Below are 26,832 nucleotides of genomic sequence, written 5' to 3'. Positions count from 1 at the left end.
TAGACGAGATTTCTCTCGACCACCAATACACTGATAAGTAATCGTAAAAGGTAAGTCTTTTTTAAAATCTATAGCGAATATAAAATCTAAAGTCACTTGCAGATGAAACAGTTGTCTGTTCAAGACCAATAAGCCCCATTGCTTGATCATATTGAGCAGTACCAGGTCTTAATGATCCTGCTCTAAGCGCTTGTTTAAATCTGGCTGCGTATGCTTTTAGGTCACTAATTTTCATAGCATTTCCTGTATTGCTACCAAAGAATCCATTACTGCCAGTATAGTCATAATCTATTTTTGTATATCTCATTTGAGCAGAAAGTGCATCTGTGATTTGATATGTAAAATATGTCTCCCATGCGTTACCACGTGCCGCCAGCTTAGAACCAATCATAGTATCTTCACCATACGTAAATGGTCTCCAATACTGTGAGCCATGGTTATACTCAAATCCAAATTTCCCTCTTTCCATTACAGGTAACTGTGTACCAATCCACCATGAAGTACCAGTTTTTGATTCTGTAGATCCTAGCATTCCAGGTACTTGGTTATATGTGTTAGTGCTAACGCCCTGTTGTGTAGCAGATGCTCCATTTGGAAGGGTTTTAGAGCATGCAACTGATGCAAATACTTTTGTATCCGAGAAGTAACCATCTTCAGTCAAGCCATCAACCATTACAGAAAATGCTGCACCCGTCATATCGCCCACTTGTGTCATACTTGTAGCACCATATGGCTTTGCTATATTAGTTTCAAGTTGAAAAGGTGAAATATAACCAATATTAGCCTCTGGAAGATCATAAGCCCTAAACCATGTAGCTTTTGTAACAATTTGCCCATCATTGTATGGTTCAAAAATAAACCCACCCAGTTTAATATCTTTTAGGCCTTGATTATCATTATTGTTCCAAGTACCCGTATTATTAAACATTGGGGTAATGTTTGTTGATCCCTGCCCCATACACAACTTTATACTCATACCGGGAATACCAGTAACACTTGAAAGATCAAGTTTTGAGCTCAAACCATCAAATTCAACATTGATATTGTGTCCAAGTGGAGATTGTGCCATATCATCATCTCTAAGATTTGCAAGGAAACCATTTGTGGAGGGTCTTCTACCCACTGAAAAGGTCCACGGCATATTGAGACCAAAAGCTTTATCTCCCAAATATAGCCAATAAGCTTGTCTTACTCTAACAGCTGTATCTCCAAGTGCTTCATTGCCAATCCAATCAAAGCTAGACATCCCTCCATTAAAACCAAACTGATTTGTAGGTGAGCTATTATAGAAATTTGCACCAAATGCCTTGTTTGTAGAGAGCTGCCCCTTAAAAATACTGTGATTATCAGGGGTATACGCCATATTAAGCCAAAGTCTTGAAGACATAAGGTCATTTTTACTACGCTCCTGTCCATTTGCCATCTTGTAGTTAATACTGTCAATAGAGGTTCTAAAGTCAGCGCCCCACTTAATATTATCATTTGCTGTCTGAGCATTTACCTTGCTCACTTTCTTTTTAAGTTTTACAATCTCTTTTTTGAGACTTGCAATATCATTCGCAGTAGATGCAAAAGCTATTGTTGTTGCTGCAATAAGAGATAGCCCAATAATTTTCTTCATATTTTACTCCTTAAAGTTGAATTCATTAAAAAATATGAATAATAATTTTAGAGTTCTTAACCTGATTTTAAACTTAAAGTAGTGCAAATATTAATAAAAAAGATTAATCTATAGAATATATAACTACCATAGATTTGAAGGTTGTGATAAGAGAGTGAAGAGGTTGGGAAATAACCAAATCACTCCCTTGAAGATATATAATAAAATGCTATAAAAATTAGCTATTTCTCTTTTCAATAATTTCTTTAGCAACATTTGCCGGAACCTCTTCATAATGGTCAAACTCCATTGCATATGTTGCGCGTCCTTGGGTCATAGAACGTAGGTCTGTAGAGTATCCAAACATTTCAGAAAGAGGCACAAACGCATTAACAATCTTATTTCCTGCTCTCTCATCCATACCGGTTACATTCCCTCTACGCTTTGCTACATCACCAATAACATCACCCATAAACTCTTCAGGTACTTCAACTTCAACTTTCATCATAGGTTCAAGGATAACTGGATTGGCCTCTCTTGCACCTTCACGGAATCCCATAGAGCCTGCAAGCTTAAATGCCATCTCTGAAGAGTCAACATCGTGATAAGAGCCATCGTAAAGTGTTACTTTGACATCTTCTACAGGGTAACCGGCTTGAATACCTCTTTGCATTGCTTCTTGAACACCCTTTCCAACTGGATTAATGAATTCTTTAGGAATAACCCCACCTTTAATCTCATCAACAAATTCATACCCACTACCGGGCTCAAGTGGCTCAATTTTAAGGAAAACATGACCATATTGTCCACGACCGCCAGACTGCTTGGCGTATTTATATTCTTTATTAACTGCTTTGCGGATTGTTTCACGATAAGCAACTTGTGGTGCACCCACTTCTGCTTCCACTTTAAATTCACGCTTCATACGATCAACAATAATTTCAAGATGAAGTTCGCCCATACCAGAGATAATTGTCTGACCAGACTCTTCATCTGTAGAAACACGGAAAGAAGGATCCTCTGCAGCTAATTTTCCTAAAGCAATACCCATTTTTTCTTGATCTGCTTTCGTTTTAGGCTCAACTGCAACAGAAATAACCGGATCTGGAAAATCCATTCTCTCAAGTACTACTTTATCTTTTTCTGAACAAAGTGTATCACCGGTAGTTGTATTTTTTAGACCAACAACCGCACCAATTTCACCCGCATAAATCTCAGAAACCTCTTCTCTTTTGATCGCATGCATCTTCATAATACGACCAACACGCTCTTTCTTCTCTTTTGTAGAGTTAAGTACATAAGAGCCAGACTTCAAAGATCCCCTATAGACACGAATAAATGTCAGTTGTCCAACAAATGGGTCAGTCATAATCTTAAATGCTAACGATGCGAACTCACCATTATCAACAGACTCAACAGTTACCTCTGTATCAGGATCATCCATTAGTGTACCTTTGATTGGTGGTGCCTCTACAGGAGATGGTAGATAATCAACGACTGCATCAAGCAGTGTTTGAACACCTTTATTCTTAAATGCTGTACCACATGTCATTGGAACAATATGCATGTTGATAGTTGCATCTTTAAGGCCCTTCATAATCTCTTCTGAAGTCAGCTCTTCGCCTTCCATATACTTTTCCATTAGCTCTTCGTTGCCATCGACAGAAGAAATCTCTTCGATCATCTTCTCTCTATACTCTTCAGAAATCTCTTGAAGTGCTTCACGAATATCCTGCTCATGATACGCTGAACCCATTTCGGCATCAGCATCCCATACAACCTCTTTCATTTTAACGAGGTCAATGACACCTTCAAAATTCTCTTCCGCACCAATAGGAAGTTGAAATGGTACTGGATTTCCTTTGAGCCTATCACGAATTTGTCTTTCTACTTCAAAGAAATCTGCACCAGTTCTATCCATTTTATTAACAAAGACAATGGAGGGAACACCATAACGGTTTCTCTGTCTCCAAACTGTTTCAGACTGTGGCTGAACCCCACCTACTGCACAAAATACAGAAACAGCACCATCAAGAACTCTCATGGAACGCTCAACTTCAATAGTAAAGTCAACGTGACCTGGAGTATCAATAATATTAATCTGTTTACTTCTCCACTCACATGTAGTTGCTGCAGAAGTAATGGTAATACCACGTTCTTGCTCCTGCTCCATCCAATCCATTGTTGCTGCACCATCGTGAACTTCACCAATTTTGTGCTCAACGCCTGTATAGAAAAGGATTCTCTCTGTTGTTGTTGTCTTACCTGCATCAATATGTGCAGCAATACCAATATTTCTTACATCTTCAAGTTTATGACTTCTCGACATACTCTACTTCCTTACCATCTATAATGAGCAAATGCTTTATTTGCTTCTGCCATTTTATATGTATCCTCTTTCTTCTTGAATGCTGCACCTTTTTCTGTTGCTGCATCCATGAGCTCACTTGAAAGACGCTCCATCATGGTTCTCTCGTTTCTCTTTCTTGCGGCATCAACAATCCATCTAATTCCTAAAGATTGTTGCCTGACAGGTCTAACTTCAATAGGCACTTGATAGGTTGCACCACCAACCCGTCTACTTTTAACTTCCATAACAGGCTTAACATTGTCCATTGCTTTATTAAACACATCAATTGCTTTTTCACCTGTTTTTGATTCAATTCTCTCAAGCGCAGAATAGACAACCTTTTGCGCAACACTTTTTTTACCATCAAGCATAATGGTATTAATAAACTTTGTCAATACCTTGGAGCCATATACTGGATCTGGCAATACTGGTCTGACGGGAGCTTTTCTTCTTCTCATATTATTTCCTTTATAACTTCAATCTAAATTGATTTACTCAAGTATCATCCCCAAAGGTTTTATTGATGATTACCTGCTAAAGCTCATTGCTAAGCTAAACTCAACCTATCTATACTTCACACAAATGACACTTCACCCAACTTGTAAAGTCAGATTACTTAGGTCTTTTGGTACCGTATTTGGATCTTGCAACTTTTCTATTTGCAACACCTGAGGCATCAAGTGCACCACGAACAATGTGATATTTTACCCCTGGAAGGTCTTTAACCCTACCACCACGTACAAGGACAATAGAGTGCTCCTGAAGGTTGTGACCCTCACCACCAATATATGAAATTACCTCATATCCTGATGTAAGTCTTACTTTTGCTACTTTTCTCAAAGCAGAGTTCGGTTTTTTAGGAGTTGTTGTATACACCCTTGTACACACTCCTCTTCTTTGAGGACAACTCTCAAGTGCTGGTGATTTAGACTTCTTAATCACCTTTTTACGTTCTTTACGAATCAACTGGTTAATAGTTGGCAAATTGTTTCCTTTCTAGATATTATTTAGTTTGCTCTGTGAGCGAATTGAATTTGGTCGCTAAACCACTTTAAGATACTTTAAAAAATATCCTAAAATGGTGTAACGACAGAAAAATGGATGTGTATTATACCGATATTTTCTTTTGTGTTTCTGAAATTTTAATTGGGTATTATTTATAAATAGCCCAAGTGGGGTAGTGCTAAAAGACAATACACTGCTAATGAGAATATCTTATAGTAGTGGTGGCCACGAATGGACTCGAACCATCGACCACCACCATGTCAAGGTGGTGCTCTACCAACTGAGCTACGCGACCACATATTTTTAAGATGAGAATTATATATGAACGTTCCTTAAACCCTCCTCTTCTCCTCATATTAATGTCTCTGCAATAAAGGTTTTAATCACTTTGCCACCAAAACGATAAACTCCTTCTTCATAACTTACGTAAATTTCATCACCACTCTTTGGGTACACTGTAACCATATCAGATACACTACTTTCTTGGTAATTTCGAATAAAACAGGCAACCATGCCTGTACCGCATGCCAACGTTTCATCTTCTACGCCGCGTTCATAGGTACGAATATATAAGGTATTATCTACCACTTTACAGATATTAATATTAGCATTGTACTTTTGTCGTAATTGCCGTGCTTTTTCAAGATTAAATTCTTCAATATCATCCCTAAGCGTCACCATATGTGGCACACCTGAGTCAATTAGCCACCAAGTTTCACCATCCTCTATAATATCTGTCTGAATAATATCAGATTTAACCATATCACTAACCACATAAAGTCCATTAATAGTTGCACGAATGACCCCTGCACCAGTCAAAAACTCTGCTTTATCATTTTTGCAAATACCCTTTTCATGCGCAAAGTGTGCTACTGCACGACTGGCATTGCCACACATTGTTGCATAAGAGCCATCAGCATTGTAAAATTCCCACTCAAAATCATATTCAGGATGGGGGAGAACAACTACCATGCCGTCTGCACCTACACCATTTTGGCGATGACAAAGTTTTTTGGCAAGATCTGAGCGATCCTCTTTCTCTTGTGCAATCAATATAATGAAATCATTCCCACTTGCCGAATATTTAGTTACAGTCATACAAACTCCTTTTCAATCGCTTCTTTGATACGTTTGTACTCTATTTTAAGTTGATTTTTGTCTCTACTGTTATCAATGATAAAATTACCCATATATCGCTTCTTTTCAATATCTATCTGTGAAGCAATCCGTTTAAGTGCTGCATCTCTGTCTAGACCATCACGTTGCATAATACGGATAATTTGTATCTGCTGCGGAGCATAAACCACCAATGACTTATGAATAGGATAACGTTTTCTCTCAAAAAAAAGTGGAATATCAATAATATAGGGCTTTTCCTTGATATCTTCTACACTTGCCTCTGTCTCTATAGCTTTATAAATAAGTGGATGAAGAAGTTGTTCAAGCCTCTTTCGTTGTAACGGATTAGCAAAAATCACAGTACCGAGAGTCTTGCGATCAACTTTGCCATTTACAACCATCTGCGCACCAAACATTTCAATAATCTTACTCTGTTGTGTTTCAAGTATTGCATGGGCAATCTTATCTGCATCAATAACCCTATAGCTATCAGCCTCAAACATTTTGGCTACCAAGCTTTTACCTGTTGCAATCCCGCCAGTAAGTGCTATTGCATATGCAAACACCATGGTTACCATTTCTTGTAGGGCTGTAGCTGCATCATTCTCTCTCTTTATATGACCAGTATGTATTAAAAATTAGAGTTATTATATCGTAAACTCAACAGTGAAATGCTAAAATCATTTATGCATTTCACATTTGGCTCTCCTTGGTTTTTACTTTTTTTATTACTGATTCCATGCCTATTGTGGTGTCGTACACACAAGAGGATTTTCTACTTTTCTAAGCCTGAGTGGCTTGGAAAAGAGCACCCATTTTTTTCTTGGGAGACATGGTTTAAGATACTCATTTTTACACTAATGATTATTGGTCTTTCTGAACCTTTTATTTATGAAAGTAAAGAGAATAACCACAAAAGGGGTCGAGATCTTATACTTGCCATTGACGCAAGTGGCTCAATGGCTCAAAGCAATTTTGGCACAGAAAGATACTTTAGAACCAAGTATGCAACAACTATTTCACTTGCTAAAACCTTTGTCCAGGAGCGCTTCGATGATAATATAGGGGTGGTTATCTTTGGTACATTTGCCTATACCGCTTCCCCTCTAACATATGATCTTGAAGCACTCTCTTACCTGCTCGATATGACCAATGTGGGTATTGCTGGCGAGAGCACTGCCATTGGTGATGCTATCATACAATCTTTACGAACATTACACTTTGGGAATGCAAAACATAAAGTGATTATTCTTTTAACCGATGGGTATCACAATGCAGGAGAACATGCTCCCAAAGAGGCGGTAGAAAAGGCTAAAAAAACAGGTGTGCGTATCTACACTATAGGAATAGGCAACAAACAGGATTATGATGCTACATTATTAGAAAAGATTGCTAAAGAGACTAAAGGAAAACACTACAGTGCATCCAATGCAGAGACACTCAAAGCAATTTTTACAGAGATCTCCAAACTTGAACCAAGCAAAATTCGTTCAGAAAACTATCTTAATAAAAAACTACTTATCTTTATACCACTTCTACTTGCTAGTATCCTGCTATTAATGTGGATACTCTATACACAAAAAGAGGAGACTTTATGACACTTCTTTATCCACAGTTCCTCTTTTTATTAATTCCTTTAGGATTACTTTCTTATCTACTCAGACCAAGATTACTTCAGCAATATATTCACCTCATCATTCTAGGACTAATTATCTTTTCGCTCTCAAGACCACAATTAGAAAAAGGAGTCAAAGAGATACCCATACAAGCACAAGATATACTCATTGCATTGGATGTCTCCTACTCTATGCGTGTACAGGATATTAAACCAAATCGCTATACCTATGCCAAGGAAACCATTAATGCACTTCTTGAGGCTAACACAAAAGACAATATTATGCTTATTGCTTTCACAACAAATCCACTGTTACTCTCTCCCCCAACAACAGATCATCAACTCATTCATATGGCACTAAGTGCACTTGAACCCAAAAATATTTTAACCAAAGGAACATCGCTTGAGAATCTCTTCAAAAAGATTACCTCATTTAAACAAAAATATAGAGAAGTGCTACTCATCACCGATGGAGGCGAAGAGCATAATCTACACAAACTCCTTGGGGCACTCAATGGTACCAACATACATCTAACTATTCTGGCATTAGGAACAACACAGGGGGCAACTATTCCTAAAGATGATGGCACAATGCTAAAAGATAAACAAAATCATTTGGTTATCTCACGTATCAATCCACTACTCATATCACTTGCCAACGCTACAGGAGGAACCTATCTTATTGCTTCTGGTACACCACAACAAAGTGCTAATGCCATTACAAAAAGTTTTCTACAGGGGAATAGACACAACAGACTAATCAATAAGCTCTATCAAAATCATACTGAACTTTACTTTCTTCCTCTGCTACTTGCTGCTATCCTCTTTATAGTGCTACATACTCGTGCCTCATATTACTTACTGCTATTTGTCACTCTAGCTGGAGTAAACCTACAAGCAAGTCTTTTTGACAGTCTGGCACTCAATAATGCCTATAATGCCTATATGCAAAAAGACTACAATCGTAGCAAGAAAACTTTACTTGACATCAAGACACCTTCATTGCAGCAACGGTATGCCCTTGCTACTACAATATATCGTCTTGGTGACTACACAACAGCTCGCAAACTTTATGCCTCTATTCAAACTACGTCACCCAAACTCAAGCAGAAGCTCTACTATAATATTGCAAATACCTACGTCATGGAGCATACGTATGATAAAGCCAAGATGTATTATACTAAGGCATTGCAGCTTGGCAAGGAGGAGGATGCTACCTATAATTTAGCATTAATTTCTTGGTTAAAAAATTATCATAACCATCAAATCAGTATTACTCAACCTAAACCTCAGGGTAGTCAGAAAAATAAAAATAAAGCTCAATACAATAAAAGTAATAAGAGCACAAATAATAGTCAGCAGCAAATAAGTTCAGGCTCTAGTACTGGCGGACAAAGAGAAGATAAAAGCAAAGGGAAAGAGCAACAAAAAGAAAAGCTTAAATTTGATAGAGAGAGACAACCACTTCCTCTTGGCTCTAAAGTTTATGAACTTATCAATAAAGGATACATACGTGAGATACAACCTTGGTAGTCTTCTGTTTCTACTCATATTTTTTGTAACTTTATTAAATGCAGAAGACTTCAACTTTACTCCCCATGCCAACCTTACATCTCCTTATGTCAAAGAGCCTGTTGTTCTCTCTATTGATCTTAACCAGACCAATCACAATATCGTGCTCTTTTTTAACTTTGACCTCAAGCCTTCTTCTGAATATATATTTAAGCGCATAGACTCCAAAGAGACAGACAATTACCACAACACCAAGGCACACTATCTTTATCTTGTCTATCCAATGAAAAGTGGCAAGATTGAGCTGCACTTTAATCTTATCAAGCGTGTAACCAATGATGAGAGTATTGCCTATAGCTTTTCAGGAGATAGAGATAATACCAAAACACTTGAAACGTGTAATACTCAAATTTCCCTTCCACCACTCACACTCTATGTAAAACCATTGCCTCCTAAAACCCTTCTTGTAGGAGACTTTACTCTCTCCTATGATCTTGGGAAGACTCATGCCAAAGCATATGAACCTATTCCTTTTCAAGTAATACTGAAAGGAAATGGGTATCCCCCTCTGCTTAAATCGCTTATCTCCTCTTCGCAGGTATTTACACTTTTTAATGAAAAACCAACAATACACTCTTCTTATAGCAAAGAAGGGACTTACAGTAAAATCACTTACTTTATGGCACTCTCTTCAGAACAAAGTTTTACCTTGCCTGCTATTAATATTAAAGCATTTAATCCCAAAAAAGAGCAAAGTTATCTACTAAAAATTCCCTCCACACATTTTGATATAGAAAAGGTCAACACCAAGACACTTATAGATAATATTGATAACCCACCACCCTATACAACAGACTGGAATCAGCTTATAAACTTACTTGGATACCTTGTAGTCTTTGGTGCTGGATTTACCACTGGATGGCTCTTTAGGTGGAAACATAGAAAAAAAGTAGCAAAAAGCCATCCTCTTGTATCTAAAATAGATATGTGCAAAGAGAGAAAAATACTACTCCAGTTACTGATAGCACACAACCCTATCATGTTTCAAGAGATTATACAACAATTGGAGTCCGACCTATACAACAAAGAATCGTACTCTCTTAAACTACTCAAAGAGAAGGCAAAGGAGAAGCTATTATGATAAACAAAATACATCGGCTCAAAGAGGAGCTTCACAAAGCAGTTATTGGACAAGATACGATGATAGAGGGGCTTCTCATTGGGCTACTTAGTGATGGACATATTCTCATTGAAGGGGTACCTGGACTTGCCAAAACTACAACCATCAACGCACTCTCTAAAGCACTTGGGCTAGACTTCAAACGTATTCAGTTTACACCAGACCTTCTCCCTTCTGACATTATTGGTGCGCAAATATACAATCCAAAAGGACACACTTTCAGTATCAAAAAAGGACCTCTCTTTACCCACCTTCTCCTTGCCGATGAAATTAACCGTGCACCTGCCAAGGTACAATCAGCACTGCTTGAGGTCATGCAGGAGCGCCAAGTCACTATTGCTGATGAAACATTCTCTCTTGAAAAACCATTTCTTGTCATGGCAACCCAAAATCCCATCGAGCAAGAGGGGGTCTATACTCTTCCTGAAGCACAACTTGATCGTTTCATGATGAAACTAGTAGTTAGTCACAATACAGAAGCTCAAGAGTTGGAGATTATGCGAAAAGGGGCAACCAAAAGTTTTGAAAAGGTTGAAAAGGTACTTGAAATCAAAGAGCTCTACACACTACAAAATATACTTGAAAAAATACACATTGACTCTGAATTGGAAACCTACATGATTCAACTTGTTACAGCTACAAGGGAGCCTGAACGTTTTGGTCTTGAAAATCTTAAAAATAAGATTATGTACGGGGTTAGTCCTCGTGCTTCCATTGATCTCCACAAAGCCTCTCGTGCCAAAGCCTTCTTGCGTGGCAATACTTTTGTTGCCCCTTCAGACATAGGTATGGTTATTCATGATGTACTGCGTCACCGAATTGTACTAAGCTATGAGGCAAGAGCCAAGGGAATTAAAAGTGACGAGATTATTACTCAAATTGTAGAGACACTACCAATTCCATAGAAGAAAGCAAAAAAAATGATACTTATCGACCCAATAAAACTATCTTTAAATGAAAACTTTTACGCCCTTTATAATGTAATAAACTTTTGGGAACCTTATGACTCAAAATTTTAAAACACTTCTACTGAAATCCCGTCAAAATGTCTATACTCTACTTAGCGGGCACAGTCTTTCTAAGCTACGTGGTGAGGGGCATGATTTTGTTGAACTGAGAGAGTATCAGGTAGGTGATGATATCCGGAAAATAAACTGGATCATCACTGCAAAACTTGGTAAGCCCTACATCAAAGAACTGTATACCAACAAAGAGCTCTCAGTCGTTGTCGCTACACTAATGGATGGAGGAGTCTATTGTAACAAAGATAATGCAAAACAAGAAATTATGACAGAAGTCGTTGCTACCCTTGGGTATGCAGTACAACACAATAATGATCTCTTTACTGGTATTGGCTACACCCCAAAAAAAATATTTTCTACACCTCCAACCAAACAACTTTTTGATATAGAGCACTTTTCACAACAACTTAATGAAGCTATGCTCATGGATGCATCTCTTGATATTTGTAGTTGCACAGATGACCTTTTTAAGCGTATAGAAAAACCCTCTCTACTTTTTATTTTGTATGATTTTCTCGAGCCAATTGATCTCTCTTTGCTTGCACAACGACATGAGGTAATTGCTATCATAATACGACATCAAGATGAGGAGTTCCCCCAACATAAAGGTGAGGTTATACTGCATCATCCCAAAACAGGAAGAAAAAAGCATACCTATATAAGTAAACACAGTACAGTTCATTATCTTACTCAAAGAAAGATGCATGATGAAGCAATAATCAAAACATTCTCACGCCACAATATACGTTACGTAAAAATCTTGACCGAGGAAGAGCCTATCGAAAAGCTTTTAACACTTTTTTAGTAGTGCTAAAGATTTTAAATTTTCTATCTTCTTATAAAAAATAGTAGAAAACTACACTATTGGGATATTTTATGATACTACTTTACCATATCTTCATAGTTACTATGAATATCAATCTTAAATTTTCCATTAATCTTCTGTATACGACTGTCACCAGATTTCCATACTTTTTTTAGACGCTTAAAAAGCTTTTCTTGCTGTTTTAATTTTGTAATTCTCATTTTTTTAAAAAATTTTTTAATACTAATCCACTGCTTACTGTCTGAAGTTTCATATTCCTCTTCTGTCACAATATCGATTGTCTTAGTAGAAGCATTTTGATGCTCTAATTGATGTACATAGAGTGTACGCATCTCATGAAAAGCCTCTTTAAGAAGATCAATTTCTCCACGCAATGTCATAGATATCTGCTTATTGGACTTCTTGAGATCCTTCACCGTACCCTTAAGTACAGCAATTGTCTCATCTTTTGCAACCAACAATGCTTCATACTCTTTCTCCTTTGGAGAGGCATTAGAAGCCTTTTTAACCTCCCTATTGTGCTGAAATATATCTTGAGAACTCTTTTTCTGCTTAATATCAGCATCAACCACAATATAGAGTTTGCCTTCAATATCCTTGGCAGTCAAAACACCTCGTTTGATTTTTGCGTAAACAGCTTGTCGTGAAATACCCAGTTCTTTGGCGTATTCTGCAGGCTTCATCAACTTTTCCATTTCCTGCCTTTATATTTCATATTTTATTAATCATATCATAAATTTAATGAAAAAGTATCAATCAAAAAGAGAGGCTATTTTTGTGTACCATCGAGTACTGGCACAAAGAGGCACTGTTCTATTGTTTCTGACGTGACACGTCCATTCTTTTTGTAGAATCTTGTTAGAATATGATAGTTTTCTGTCTGCTCAATAGGAGCGAGCAAAATACCTCCCTCCATGAGTTGATCAAAAAGTACTTGTGGTATCTCTTTTGCCGTAGCAGAGAATAGAATACGTTCAAATGGTGCATACTGTTTCCAGCCGCGCTGCCCATCATCAAATCGGGTAAATATATTGTGTATTCCTAGTTCATTAAAACGGTTTTTAGTCTCTTTGAGTAGTCCATCAATACGCTCTATCGTAAAGACACGACGACATATCCTACTTAAAATTGCAGCTTGATATCCACTTCCACAGCCAATCTCAAGTACTGAATCAACTCCCTCAAGCTCAAGGTGTTGAGTCATTTTGGCAACAGTTAAAGGAGAGGATATCCACTGGCTATCGGCTAGTGGAAGAGCATCGAGTTTATAGGAAAGATGTTTAAATTCTTGAGGAACAAAAACTTCACGATCAATAGTAAGAAGTGCTTTTTTTACATGTAGATCAAGAGAAAAGTGTTGCTCTATCTCTCCAACAAGATTCTGCCTATTTCTCGCTTTAATCATTCTTCAAAATTCCTCTGCCCCTTTATAGCTAGGGGAAATTCTATCAAAATTATAGTTACACTACTCTAATTCATTACAATATAACGGCGTATCTTCTTGATTTCTTTAAAATCCACTATACCTTCGATTACTTCATTCTTATCATTCATAATAATATTGCCATTCGGAGAGATAATTGCGGAAGAGGAGGCCATATCATTGTCAGCACTATTTGAAACAATCACATAGCACTGATTCATCACTGCCAAGGCTCGTGAAAGAATCTCCAAATGCTGTTTTCGTGGTAGCCCCCATCTTGCAGGTACAAGGACTACATCGGCACCTTCTATCTGTTTCCATAAATCTTTAAAGCGGAGTTCAAAACAGATCAAAAGTGCATATTTTATCCCATCTATCTCAAAAGGCTTAATACGTTTCTTTTTCCCTTCTGCAAGATAAAGGTCTTCGTCTCCAAGTTTAAAGAGCTTCACTTTTTCCTGTCGATGCACCACTTTATGTTTATGGATAACTACTGCTTGATTATAGTATAACTCTTCCTCTTCAATAAGAAGAGTAATCACAAGTATTTGTGTATCTATCTCTTTTTTAAGTAACTTGAGTGCCATTGCTGAGAACTTTGCTGCAGTAGCAAGATGCTCATAATCATAAGTAGTTAGAAAAACTTCAGGAACAACAATAATCTCTTGCTCGCAGTGGGTACGTATATATTCAAAAAGTCTATCAAGGTTGGTTTGGTAACGCTTATGTGAAGACAACTGAAATGTTGCCACACGCATAGGTTTTCGTCTATATAACATTTTCTTCTCTTTTAAAAATCGTCTAAGTTAAGACTTCCTTTAGAATAGTTGGTCACATTGCCTTCAAAAAAGTTAGTCTTTTGATCATTAAATTTAGAAAAGTTATCTACCCACTTTATGGGGTGCTCAACATTATAGAGCTTCTCAAGTCCAACAGCACTTAGACGCTGATCTGCCAAATACTTAATATACTTCTCAATAATCTCATCAGTTAATCCAAGTATCTGTCCTTGGGTGATGTAGGCTCCCCACTCGCTCTCAAGTTTGACAGCCGAACGGAACATCTCATACACTTCTTCAATCAGTTGTGGTGTAAAAAGTTCAGGGCGCTCTTTTTTTGTAACATTAATCATATTTTGAAAAATTAGTAAATGGGTCACTTCATCGCGCTGGATAAAACGAATCATTTGTGCTGATCCAAGCATCTTGTCTGCACGTGCTAATGTATAAAGGTAAGTAAAACCACTATAAAAATAGATACCTTCGAGAATCTGGTTGGCAAACATTGCCTTAACAATATTATCATCAGTTGGATTCTTTGAGAGATCTTCATAGACTTTAGCAATTGCATCATTCTTATGTTTAAGCTTCATATCGCGTCGCCAAAGGTCATAAATCTCATCTGTATTAGTAGAGATACTGTCAACCATCACTGCATAACTTTGAGAATGCAATGCCTCTTCAAATGCCTGTCGTACCAAAATAAGATTTACCTCTGGTGCAGTAATAAATGGATTGAGGTTATCAATAATATTATTGGTCTGAAGTGAATCCATAAAGATCAATTGTGCAAGCACCTTGTCATACGCTTGTTTTTCGGCTTCTGTAAGATTTTTATAATCATTAATATCTCGTGTCATATCAACCTCTTTGGGAAACCATGTATTGTTGAGCATCATCTCCCAAAGATTATATGCCCACTGGTATTTAATATCATTGAGTTCAAAAATTCCTGTAGGATTCCCTCCAAAAATCTTTCGTTCATTGGTTTTCTCTTCTGACTCAGGGTTATATATTTTTTTTCGTACCATCTGTCTGCCTTGTGCCACTTTTTTTAGATTAAGTTTTTTATTATACTCAACCTTGTTGAAATTTTACACTTTCTCTTTATCTCAATAATTTTTCCTGCTCTTTTTATCTTTTTTTCAGTGTGCTTGGCTACACTCCAAGGTATGAAAATGATTGAAAAAGAGAAACTCAACCAATTACTTACGATCATCCCAAACTATCCCATGATACGTTTACTCCATTTTGCAGAAAGTGGCATAGATATGCCAAAAATACTAGATCATTTTGTCTCACAAAAACACTATGAATATCAACTCAACTGTACTGATAAAAACTATTTTACCCTTATCAATATGCATCTTGATAATACCAAACATACTAAGCTTCAATTTTTTTCATTAGATCGCCCACGCTATATTCAGCAAGGCAAACTCTATGATTTTGTTTTTGTCACATCTATCATAGAAGAGGAGAAACAAGAGACATTTTTACAAAAACTACATCCTCTCATTAAAAATGGTGGAAATATTCTGCTCTTTCTTCCCAAAAAAGACTACTCCCAACGTTTTGAATGGATGAGATTAATGGAAAAAAACTATTATGTTGCTTCCAATACCATTGATAATCTCTTTTTGCACTATGACCTACTTATTTCCAAGAAAATGCATGGCTGGGGCGGATGAAACAACTTCATTTAAAAATCAGAGAGTGGTATGCCCAATATGGACGACACAACCTACCATGGCGTACCACAAATGACCCATACCATATTTATGTCAGTGAAATAATGCTACAGCAAACGCAAGTCAAGACAGTTCTAGAGCGTTTCTATTTTCCTTTTTTAAAAAAATTTCCTACCCTCAAGATACTTGCTAAAACACCACTTGATGAGATACTCAAGGTGTGGGAGGGGCTAGGATACTACAATCGTGCAAAAAACCTACACAAAACTGCACAAATCCTATTAGAAAAAGAGGGGTCACGAGGTACTGCCCCTGTACTTCCTTCCAATATTAACACACTCATGAAATTACCAGGTATTGGGAAAAATACTGCCCATGCCATTGCCGCATTTGCATTTGGTCAACCCGTACCAATCATGGAAGCAAATGTGCGTCGCATTTTATGCCGTTTGTATCGTATTAAAGTTCCTAATGATAAAAAAATATGGGATCTTGCTTATAATCTGGTTGACACAGAACACCCTTTTGATTACAATCAAGCAATGATGGATATTGGTGCAACCCTCTGCCTGCCCAAAGTACCCAAATGCGATCAATGTCCTCTTATCTCTATTTGCCAAGGCAAAAATAGTCCCGAATATTACCCAATTAAAGTACATAAAAAAATACCAAACAAAGAAGAGCACATTCTCCTTTACCGCTACAATAATACACTCTCACTTACCCAACGTAGTGGAAAATTCTTACACGGACTTTGGGGCTTTGGAAGTATTGATTCTTTGCCATGTAACACAAAATATCTTGGTGATATTACTCACACCTACACACATTTCAAGCTCACTTGTCATGTGTATCTATACAATGAAATAACACCCTCACGGAAGCATTACTTTATGCTTGATGAGATTAAACAACTTGCCATTTCAAAGGTAGATGAGAAAATCATTACACTTTATAAAAACTCATTGTCTAGTACCTAGAATAGCTTTAGAGAAACTTTAAATTCTACAATAGTAAGTAAAATTTCCAAGAAAATCACAACATACCATCATCTACACCCACTCAACGAAACTCTAAAGAGATATCCTTAACAACATTACCTATAGTCTCCTCCATCATAATAAGACCTGTACGATTAGTTTCAAGATTAACAAGATAAGGGTTTATGGTTTTTCCTCCTGACCGTTCTAGTAAACTACTATACTCTTCTTGGGTTTCTAAAACTTTATATGCAGCAGATGTTTGTTGAAATTTAAATGTATTTTGATCTTCTGTGATGCGTATGCGAACACCTCTAATAGCTTTATACGGAAACATTGGACGATTATTGTCTTCATAAAAATTAAACCATATATTGTCTCCTGAACTAAATCCTCTTGGCGCTTCTATCTTGGTGAGGTTTGCTGAAGTGATGCGTACTTCTGATGCCCATAATGCTGAGATTGTTTTGAGATTATTCATCGTTTGGTCTGGATTTGTTTTGGTGACAGTTATAATACGATACTCTTTTGGCATTCCTACAGAATGAAGTATATTTGCAGCTTTTTTACCAAACACTTGAACTTCAGCCAAAGAGAGATAGTTCCTGCCTTCTAGCTGCACTCTTACATATCTTCCTTCAGTATTATTTACATCTAATGTATTGATAGACTGTGCCTGAGTAATACTTCCACTCCATTTGGCTTTATCTTGTGCCCCTTGTAGACTATCATTTCCAAATGGTATGTCTGATATGAATACTTTAGCATTATTTAACCTATCAGAACAACAATCAGTTCTATTGTAAATTTTAATTTTATCAATAGTGTAATGCCTCTGCAAATCTACTTGCCACCAAGCATGATTATCTCTATTAGTATGGGTCGTTGATTTAGCATTAAAGTTTCCATCTATATTGCCATCTACTGCCTTCATACTGCTTGGATGAAAATCATGGTGATGGGTGCTTGATTGTTGCGTTGGTTTGTTAAAAGCTATATTGGTTAAATTGAGCTCTATACTAACCTGTATTGTTTGCGTATATGAGGTATCGTGCCATCCCTTGGCTAATATATAAAATGATCCTTCATATATTCCCGAAGGCAAGTGTGCATTAGCCAGCCTATCAAATCGTACCTTTAAATAACTAAAATTTCCTGTTTGGCAGCTGGCAGCACTATTCATCCTGCATGTACCACAATCTCTTGTTGATCTTTGGGCAAAGAGTTTGGCTGTATGGTATGTGCGATTGTTATCTAATACCAATATATCAATTTCACTAACACCATTTTGATACCAGACCTTATGGGTTGGTCCTCGTGCCTTTGATTGCTCTGGTACTATAAAATAAACTGTTCCCCTATTGGCTTGAGTAGCATAGTCAATAGATACCAATGGTACTTCATTTGTCATATTATATTCGTCTATCTTTTGTGATATTTCATGCATATCAAATTGTTGACTTGCACTACCATGACAACCATATAGAATAATATCTTTTTTATTGTCCCCATCAATATCCAAACACTGACGAGAAGCAGCATGTAAAAATTGCTTTGTAGTGCTATTATAAAGAAAAGTTTGTGTCTGGTTATGGTCATGGCACTGGGCATAGACTATTTTTGAACCACTACTATCTGAAAGAACTGTTAGGCATTTATTGGTAGAAGGATTTCTTAGTGTATGATTTTCCGTATACGTTAAGAATTGGTTTGTATTTAAAGGATTACAAGATTGTCTTTGTGCATAGCCTTGAACATTTGCGATACATCCAGAACCAAATGCCGATGTAAATATTTGTAAAGTATTGGCATATGGATTGTTGCGTATGGTATTTTTAGCAACAACACTTCCTATGTAATAGTGGATATTATTTTTGATATATTCAATTTTTAGTGTACTAATAGTATTTAAAATATCTTGTGAGCCATAAAAATATAAAGTGTAGCCCAATAATGTTTTTTTAAAGTACAACTCCAATATTTTATTGCTACTGTTGAAGTTAGCAATTTTAACCAAATAATCATCCCCTAGCACAACAGGAGTCACTTCTATTGCATGATGATTATATGTTAGTTTTATTTTATTGATACCCTGAGGCAAATAAATCCCCGTATCAATCTTATTAAACGGTGCATCTTGAAATGATGTATAGCGTAAAGAGGTATCCATAAAGTATCTATTTAGTAAAACCAATGGATCTGGTCTTTTAACAGTGATATATTGTATAGGAGCATTACGAATAACCCCATAGTTTACTCCAGACGTTAGATTCTTGGATGTGTTAAAAATAAAAGGGTTCTTGTTTCCATAAAGCCTAATCTGCCAATCACCATACACACTAATCCTGTGCAGTGTAGCATTATTATTTTCTACCAGATGAGAGCCTTGTGTATAACAAACCCTTGTAGTATTGCTATCATCATATAGACAGACAGGGTAGTTGGCATTGGGTTCATCTAATATTTTAGTTCCAAATGGTAATTTTGTGATATTGTCATTAGACACTACAAATGATGAAATATTGTTATCAAAAGGAAAATGCAGCACAGGATGGCTTGTACTATAACGCGTAGTATGTGTCATAAACCCTTCGCCCGTGTATACCCTTACATAAAGATTACGCATCTCTTGTGAAAATTGAATGGAAGAGATATTGTTATCAAAAGGTATAAACAGATAAGAGGCATAGGTATTGTATTTAATGCAGTGTTTATTGCCAAGATAGTTAGCATCTGTATAAAAACATACTGGATAGTTTTTATTGGGTGTTCCTTGTAAAGTTAAATCTATCGTACGATATCTCTTTTCTGTATCGGTATTGTATTGAAGTTTCGCAAGGTGCCCAACAATACGATCATCATTGCCTAGAATATTAATATCATAACCAGTTTGTATGTGATATTGTAAATAGACATATACATTGGATTTATTGCTGTCTGTAGGTTTTAGTGCTATCAAATAGTCTTTTCCTATGGTTTTAATCTTATTGCTTATGTAATAAATAGTGTTATTGTCATCTACTAACTGTAGGCTATTCAATCTATCATTTGTAGCTAACTGCATCTTGTTAGATACAATAATATGACCCATCTGCTCTTTTAGTTTAACTCTTAGGCTATCTTCATAAAGCTGATGATACTTTGTAGATACAATATCTTTATCTGGTCGAATGTAACCTTTTATTGTTTTGGTAATACCGCTTTTAAGCTTAAGTGCAATGTGTATTGCTGAACTCTTTGTATCGCTTCCATTAACTTCAGAAGAAGGCCTAAAGCCTGACAAAAAGATACTTCCTTTACTGGTATTTCCCTCTTTTATTGTAAGTACTTTTCCAAAATAAGAGTCTCTTATCTCTACGTTATCTCCAAATGCAGCATTAATCTCTAGGCTACTGGCTATAGTGCTATTTATCTCACTTAAATCTATATTGATATCAGTTGACAGACTATAATCTTTCAAGCCATCTTTAAATATTATTTTACTTTTATCTTTTGCCACAATACTCAGCAGTTTCCTATTGTCTATATAGGGCACAACCAATTCACTCTCCTGTGTGCTGTTTTTATCTATAAGTTCAAGGAGTATACTGGTTCTATAAGCTTGAATACTTTGTAAGGGCTGTATGCTTGTAATATCATTTAGATGATGTATCTCTATTAACTCCTTTGTATCTTTTTTAAATACATATCCTCTCCATTCGCTCTTGTCGTACCCTACATATGTATAGTTTCTATCAGCATATTTTCCTAAACCATTATCGTCAGTCCCTACATAAAATTGAGCCCCATATTTAAATGAACCATTTTGATCTGGTATCACATAAAATTTAAAGTGATCTTTGTCCTTAAACCAAGGCAAGTACTCTGTACTGGCATCTAATGTGATCTGGGTATCGTAAATCAATCCTCTAAGATACTCTAGAGTATTTTGACCATTGGGAATCATAAATTGTGGGTACAATGCTATTGTTTTTGAGGTAACTAAAAATGTATCATTAAAACTACCATTCATAGCAATTTGATATCTTCTGTATTGACCAAGACCATTTTCTGCCCTAAAAACTTTCTGATGAGAACACGTTGATCCATAAAAGATACCATTACCTTCGTATCTAAAATGGTCTAAACAGTTTTTTATATTGGTCAAAATCTCTTTTTCTGTAAATGTCTGAGTATTTTGCGAGATGACATCATCATAACTTACAATGGGTGTCATATACAGTCTTTTTGACTCCCCATTATATATTAAGCCATAATGGTCAAATATATCTACAAGTATATTGTTATTTTCATGTTGCTTATATGAGCCATTCTTATAGGTAAATTGATTTTTACGCAAATCATACCAATAGCTTCTAGAGGTATCATCTTTATTAAACGCTCTTGTAATTTCTATAAAATTTTGTTTTAAAAGAGTGATATTGTTATCTTTAAATGATTTAACCATAGCATCAAGTGAACTGTTAAGATCTAAAAATATTTTACCAGAATTGGTGTAGGTATCATAATTTAAACCTATAATGGAATAGACTTGGGTATCATTTTTATCTTTGATTAAACTATATAAGTATCCATTTTGTGTATATGCCATCAGTATATTGGCATAGGAGACAAACGCATCTACAATATCACCACTGTGTTTGCTATCAAAATATAGCCTTTTGGTCACTTCGCTATATACTATAGAGTGTGTTATATTTTGATCAACTAGATTTGAAAACACTTTTTTGCTTGAATGGTCCATAAAGTAAGCTCTTGTCTCATTCTTATCTTGTGTCAATTTTAGAAGCTCTATATCATGATCTTTGTTACTTCTAGAGAGTTGCGGATAGATAAGCATATTGCTATTATGGGCAAACCATGTAGGCACACCATATACATTGTCTGCCTCTTTGAGTTTCATTAGGTTACCCACATGAACAATGCTGTTTGGCAGTGTATGTTGCTCTAAAAACTGTTTTTTTTGAATAATATCCCCATGGAAGCTAGTTATATTAAATTCACTGCCAATGTTCTCATAGGAGTCTCCCACTACTTTGTAGGTACTGCCATCACTTACAAAATATATATTTACATTAACACCATTACTCGTCTGTGGTATAGTACTTATGTAGATATGATCATCACCTACTTTAAAATGCATGTGTCCTACATTTGGAATGGTGCCTTCGTAGGGCGTACCAATATCTAAATTGATATCAAAATGCTCTACTCCTTTATACTCTGGTAATCCTTTTAGTCCTGATATGACAAAGTCTTGGTTTCTACCTCTATAGATAAAAAAATGATTATTCTTGCCACCTTTGGAGGCATTAGAGACAATATCTATTCTTCGTTTATGGTTAAACTTACTACTAGGACCAAATATCCTATAGTTTAATACTCCTTGTGAGAGATGGTCTGCCTTGGGTTGCACCAATGTTCTATTAGCATCATCTAGCATAATATACATATCATGTGACTTTAAAGACTTTACTATCTCTAGTTTACTCCATGCCTGATCCACACTATCTCCAGGATTATAATCAGCACCAAATTCATTAAATGGTCTTACATATTTTAAAGCATGATCTGTAGAGGAAAAACTCACTAGTTTATATCTATAGGCAACATAATAAGGTGCGATAGATGGCAACACAAAAATATGACTAAGACTAGGGTCAAATAGTTTTGTAGTTAACCGTGCAATATTAACTGGTGTTTGACTACTATATTTTGTCTCCATTCCTTGCGAATACTTCCTCCATACATCTATAGCATTAATAGCATCATCTTGTTTTTGTTGTGGTGTTCTGTGGGCAGCATCATAACGGTTATAATATGCACATTTATGCACACCATGAGGTCCTTGATTATAATATTTAGAATCATAGACATAAAATGGCTCTAGGTAAATCATGCCTGACTTGAAATCAATACTTTTTATGGGCACAGAAATGCCTGTATATTGATAGGTTTGGGAGCGATTACTATCATTGAGATCTACAATATTTGTTGCAAAATACTCATCTCTTCTGTCTGTAAAAAAAGTGGCTATCGCTTCAGCTTCATCTAGCCTAGCTTGGTAACCTTGTGCCAATATTGCTACACCAAAACCAGTAGCTATAATAGGACCTATAAACTCTCCCGCTACCGCAGATGCTGTTGAGATACCTGCTACGCCTAGCCCAATTGCTACTAATCCTAGTCCTAATGCTGCAGTATCAAAGCCTACCATAACGCCAGAATATACCTTTTGTTGTGGTGTTGTAGCACTGCTAAACTGTATGGAATCTAGGACTAAATTTGCTATCGAAAAACCTATATTAATAGCACCTTCAATATCAAATATGCTACTAAATGTTCTTGGTATTACACTTCCTATGAGCTCTCTATATATGCCTACAATCTCTAAGACTGTCATAGGAACCGACAAGACTGCTTGGGTTAAATTTACAACCAATTGTGCTCTAAGTGCGTTAAAATAGATCCCCTTAAGCTCTTTATTTCCCCACCAGTGTTCACTAGTGCTGTGTACTAAGGCTTGAATTCCCATGGCCAATCCCATGCCAGCTTGTCCTATGCCTCTAGAGGTAGCCCCTTCTCCTAAGCCCTTTAAGGAGATATCCAGTGTTGCCATCTCCTCTATTTGCATTTTTAGTCTTAAATGTATATCATCACTAACTTCAAATGTCTCTATCTTCTCTTCTATGCTACTGTTTGATGCTTTTTTGAGATATTTGATTTGATAGTTGCCATTTTCCAACTTAACTGTCTCTTTTGTTAGAGGTATCCACTGTTTAGGGTCTAAGCCTTGAGATTCTAGAAATACTACAGATTTTTCTTTCCACTCTTTTACAAGTGCTATCAATGCTTCATTGGCTTTAAGCTGTTTTTTCATATTCTTTTCTAGCTCAAATACATTAAAGTTCTTAGTATCTTCAAATACATTGTTTGTACTTGTGGGTAGTCCTGTTATGTATCTATCAGCAAGAAGTCTTTGGTATGTACTTAATGACTCATAAGTTAAATCTCCTGACAACAAACCCTTCTCTATCTCTTTAACATACTCCTCTCTATGTTTTCCAAATAAGCCACCCTTGGGTATGGCAGCAGGCTCTCCACCTTGAGCCCCTTGTGCATCAGAAAGAGAGAGTATTTCTTGGAATTTATTTTCAAGGTCTGCTTCAGGATGTGTGTGCCAATTTAGTTTATTTTTTAATGACATTATTTTACCTGCTAGGGCTCGTGATGCCTTGTTAATAAAAGGTCGATCTCCAAATATATACATATCTATATTTCTTTTATTAAGTCCAAAATTCTCTGGCTCATTTCTGAAGACACACTGCAGCCTGCCATCAGGATTCAATGTAAATATTTTTAAAAAGCCCAACCCATCAAGTCCTGCGTTCTCTATAGTAGATCTGATGGAGTCTACTATCGTTTGTTTGATATCTCTGCTTAAGTCACTTTTAACAACAACTACTTGCTGTTTAGATTCCCCATAATATTCATATGGAGAAAAATCTTCTCTGCGCTCATGTGGAATCTCTTCTAGAAATTGGTCTAGATATCTTTTATTTTCCAACAGAAGTGGACCAGTTGAAGCCAATGAGGTATGCTGAGAAAATATTCCTCTCTCATATGCAAGCATAGCAAAAGAGTCACCAGATAGTTGAATATGCCCTTGAATCATTATATCCATCATACTATTTGTAAAATCACTATTTTTTAACGTACTTACTACATGATTATCTTCAAAGCTAAATCTCTTTGGTTCAGATAAGTAAACACTACCAGGATTGGTATTCATGAAAGCAAATAGACTTTGTAGTGTTTTCCCTTTTTTAGGAAATATATCATGATCGACAAATAATCCACCCTCTTTTTTGAGTACCAATATTTTCGCCACATCAGAAGCTGATGCTAAATCTCCCCCCTTGTATGTAAGTGCTTTTTCGTAGACACCCTTGAGTTGTTGCACTCGTGTATCTTGTGATGCAAATAAATCTTGAATATTGCGTAGTGTGACCTTTGGGTTCTCTTGTACAAAATCTTGTTCCCAATATCTTCTAATTGCTTCAGTCTCTTTGCTTACTTTACTAGGATGAATACCTAAAACTTTTTTCATAAATTGAAGCCTCACTTCATCTGTTAAGCCATGTTCTTTTACATAATCTGCAAATTGCATTTCAAGCTTAGTCTCTTGCGATAATATATCATTCACTTCAATCTTTGCTGCAGTGTCAGGAGCAACATTCTCTAAAGCTACCTTTTGAATCATTCTTTTAAGCAGCCCAACATACATATTCTCCGGATCATAATAGAGTTCAACAGGAATATCTGCATCTAAATCTGCCCATATTGCTGGGGTAATTCTATCTCCTTTATAGGTTTTAGGTTTACCACCAATCCATGTGAATATTACTTTTTTAGGTATTTCAATAGCGTCACCTTCAGGTATTCCTGCGGTATCCCTAAGTGTCATTTGTTCTTGGGTAATTTTTTTTATACTATCAATATTTTTTTGTGCCGAGTCCCTAAGGCTCTTAAGTAGTTCTGGCATTGACTGAAGTTCTTCTCGATCCAAAACCTCTGGATCAATCACAACCAAATGACCATCTCTTTTTAACAAAAATTGTTGATCATCAATAACAAAATTTGGATTACTATTCATTACTTGTTCAACTTTTTGCAGATCACGTAAAGTATTTTCATTTAATCTTACAAGTGCTTGATTATCCTCTCTAATAGAATAATTATCAAAGACTACGATACCATCCCTAATGTTCTCCATGATAGTTCCAACTTTTATCCCTTCTGGAGTTTCGACACCCACTAATCCATAATGCTGTACCGTATCGATACCATAACTTTTAATTTCATCTAATAAGTCTAAAATTTCCTGAAAACGGGCAAGCCTATCTTTCCCTAAACCTAAAATATGTGGAATTGCTACAACATAATCGTTATTACTTTTAATTTCATGAATACTTTTTTCATTTCCAGCTCCTATGGCATAAGTTTCATACTCATCCATTTTTAAAAATCGATTTTTAGCTGTAGGAAATGGTAAATCTTTGTTATATAATTTCTTAAAAATAAGAGAAGTTATATGTGCTATTGTTTGAAAATTCTCCGACCTGACACCACTCCAATGTTCGGGATCATTTAAATACAGGTGACCATCCTTAGCCAATAGAAACTGCAAGTCTCCTACCGAAAATACTTGATCTTGATTAAGAGCATTATAAAGTAAATTTATATCATCTAAGGTATTTTGATTCAAACGGTTGAGGGTTATTTCGTCTCCAACTACATATGACCGATCAGGTTCAAATCTTATAAGTTTGGCATCAGGAACATATTGCATCACATAACCAGGTTTACCTTTTACTGTAACCATGCCATAAATCTCTACCGTTCGTATACCTCTGGTACGTACGTTATCTAAAAAGTCAACTTCTTCTTTGAGTAATTTCCGTTGCCGGGGTTCTGCTGGATCCGTAAAATAGGTAACAACATAATCATCAAATCCTTTCACTCTACGAACTGTTTTAAATGCACCCCTTCCTACAACTTCGCCTAAGTCTTGTTCTGTCAATACTTTCTTAAAACCCTCTGGCAAAGGCAGTACAGCCAAAGCTGATTGACTACCTAGCAAAAACAATACTACTGCCTGAAGTATGATAGAAATCAATCTTTGTTTCATGGGTATATGCTTTAATTATTTAAATTTTCTATATTGTAT

18 protein-coding genes and 1 tRNA gene are annotated in these 26,832 nt (G+C 36.2%); 7 read left to right on the top strand and 12 right to left on the bottom strand.

The window, feature by feature from the left end:
- Window positions 1–61: 61 nt before the first annotated feature.
- From LGB01_02000 to coaE, 7 genes are all read right to left on the bottom strand, one after another.
- Window positions 62–1,621, bottom strand: coding sequence for a DUF3373 domain-containing protein (locus tag LGB01_02000; GenBank protein MCB4752986.1), 1,560 nt, complete (start codon window positions 1,619–1,621; stop codon window positions 62–64).
- A gap of 217 nt (window positions 1,622–1,838) precedes the next feature.
- Window positions 1,839–3,929: an elongation factor G gene (gene fusA / locus LGB01_01995; GenBank protein ID MCB4752985.1), complete on the bottom strand. Its 2,091-nt coding sequence runs from the start codon at window positions 3,927–3,929 to the stop codon at window positions 1,839–1,841.
- Between the two features lie 11 nt (window positions 3,930–3,940).
- Window positions 3,941–4,408 carry a 30S ribosomal protein S7 gene (gene rpsG, locus LGB01_01990; protein ID MCB4752984.1) on the bottom strand — a complete coding sequence of 156 codons (468 nt, stop codon included), beginning with the start codon at window positions 4,406–4,408 and terminating at the stop codon, window positions 3,941–3,943.
- Window positions 4,409–4,562: 154 nt separating this feature from the next.
- Complete coding sequence (gene rpsL / locus LGB01_01985; protein MCB4752983.1) at window positions 4,563–4,934, bottom strand: 30S ribosomal protein S12; 372 nt, start codon at window positions 4,932–4,934, stop codon at window positions 4,563–4,565.
- Window positions 4,935–5,174: 240 nt separating this feature from the next.
- A tRNA-Val gene (locus tag LGB01_01980) sits at window positions 5,175–5,250 on the bottom strand.
- A 56-nt stretch (window positions 5,251–5,306) separates the two neighbouring features.
- Window positions 5,307–6,053, bottom strand: coding sequence for a diaminopimelate epimerase (gene dapF, locus LGB01_01975; GenBank protein MCB4752982.1), 747 nt, complete (start codon window positions 6,051–6,053; stop codon window positions 5,307–5,309).
- Entirely contained in the window at window positions 6,050–6,643 is a 594-nt protein-coding gene (gene coaE, locus LGB01_01970; protein ID MCB4752981.1) for a dephospho-CoA kinase, read from the bottom strand. Before coaE ends, dapF begins: the two co-directional genes overlap by 4 nt.
- Window positions 6,644–6,760: 117 nt before the next feature.
- Between coaE and LGB01_01965 the strand changes: the two genes are divergently transcribed.
- The 5 genes from LGB01_01965 to LGB01_01945 all read left to right on the top strand — a co-directional run bounded on the left by LGB01_01965 (window position 6,761) and on the right by LGB01_01945 (window position 12,208).
- Window positions 6,761–7,672: a VWA domain-containing protein gene (locus tag LGB01_01965; protein ID MCB4752980.1), complete on the top strand. Its 912-nt coding sequence runs from the start codon at window positions 6,761–6,763 to the stop codon at window positions 7,670–7,672.
- Entirely contained in the window at window positions 7,669–9,222 is a 1,554-nt protein-coding gene (locus LGB01_01960) for a VWA domain-containing protein (GenBank protein ID MCB4752979.1), read from the top strand. Before LGB01_01965 ends, LGB01_01960 begins: the two co-directional genes overlap by 4 nt.
- Entirely contained in the window at window positions 9,203–10,342 is a 1,140-nt protein-coding gene (locus LGB01_01955; GenBank protein MCB4752978.1) for a hypothetical protein, read from the top strand. Before LGB01_01960 ends, LGB01_01955 begins: the two co-directional genes overlap by 20 nt.
- Window positions 10,339–11,286 (top strand): MoxR family ATPase, encoded by a 948-nt coding sequence (locus tag LGB01_01950; protein ID MCB4752977.1) that lies wholly within the window; start codon window positions 10,339–10,341, stop codon window positions 11,284–11,286. Before LGB01_01955 ends, LGB01_01950 begins: the two co-directional genes overlap by 4 nt.
- 97 nt (window positions 11,287–11,383) lie before the next feature.
- Window positions 11,384–12,208 (top strand): DUF58 domain-containing protein, encoded by an 825-nt coding sequence (locus tag LGB01_01945; protein MCB4752976.1) that lies wholly within the window; start codon window positions 11,384–11,386, stop codon window positions 12,206–12,208.
- A 77-nt stretch (window positions 12,209–12,285) separates the two neighbouring features.
- Here the strand turns inward: LGB01_01945 and LGB01_01940 are convergent, their stop codons facing one another.
- From LGB01_01940 to LGB01_01925, 4 genes are all read right to left on the bottom strand, one after another.
- The gene (locus LGB01_01940; GenBank protein MCB4752975.1) at window positions 12,286–12,912 is read right to left on the bottom strand and encodes a DUF3972 domain-containing protein; all 627 of its coding nucleotides are present in this window, start codon (window positions 12,910–12,912) and stop codon (window positions 12,286–12,288) included.
- An 86-nt stretch (window positions 12,913–12,998) separates the two neighbouring features.
- Window positions 12,999–13,634 (bottom strand): protein-L-isoaspartate(D-aspartate) O-methyltransferase, encoded by a 636-nt coding sequence (locus tag LGB01_01935; GenBank protein ID MCB4752974.1) that lies wholly within the window; start codon window positions 13,632–13,634, stop codon window positions 12,999–13,001.
- Window positions 13,635–13,699: 65 nt separating this feature from the next.
- Entirely contained in the window at window positions 13,700–14,431 is a 732-nt protein-coding gene (locus LGB01_01930; protein ID MCB4752973.1) for a carbon-nitrogen hydrolase family protein, read from the bottom strand.
- 11 nt (window positions 14,432–14,442) lie between these two features.
- Window positions 14,443–15,462: a ribonucleotide-diphosphate reductase subunit beta gene (locus LGB01_01925; GenBank protein ID MCB4752972.1), complete on the bottom strand. Its 1,020-nt coding sequence runs from the start codon at window positions 15,460–15,462 to the stop codon at window positions 14,443–14,445.
- Window positions 15,463–15,609: 147 nt separating this feature from the next.
- On the opposite strand from LGB01_01925, the gene LGB01_01920 reads away from it, so the two are divergent.
- Both LGB01_01920 and LGB01_01915 read left to right on the top strand, forming a co-directional pair.
- Window positions 15,610–16,122 (top strand): hypothetical protein, encoded by a 513-nt coding sequence (locus tag LGB01_01920; protein ID MCB4752971.1) that lies wholly within the window; start codon window positions 15,610–15,612, stop codon window positions 16,120–16,122.
- Window positions 16,119–17,102 carry an A/G-specific adenine glycosylase gene (locus tag LGB01_01915; protein ID MCB4752970.1) on the top strand — a complete coding sequence of 328 codons (984 nt, stop codon included), beginning with the start codon at window positions 16,119–16,121 and terminating at the stop codon, window positions 17,100–17,102. The genes LGB01_01920 and LGB01_01915 overlap by 4 nt, the downstream gene beginning before the upstream one ends.
- An 82-nt stretch (window positions 17,103–17,184) precedes the next feature.
- Here LGB01_01915 and LGB01_01910 read toward each other — a convergent pair whose 3' ends face one another.
- Window positions 17,185–26,793 (bottom strand): ricin-type beta-trefoil lectin domain protein, encoded by a 9,609-nt coding sequence (locus LGB01_01910; GenBank protein MCB4752969.1) that lies wholly within the window; start codon window positions 26,791–26,793, stop codon window positions 17,185–17,187.
- Window positions 26,794–26,832: the final 39 nt, after the last annotated feature.

This window comes from Sulfurovum sp., assembly GCA_020525365.1.
In the GTDB taxonomy this organism is placed as follows: Bacteria; Campylobacterota; Campylobacteria; order Campylobacterales; family Sulfurovaceae; genus Sulfurovum.
This window is presented reverse-complemented; position numbering and strand designations above follow the sequence as displayed.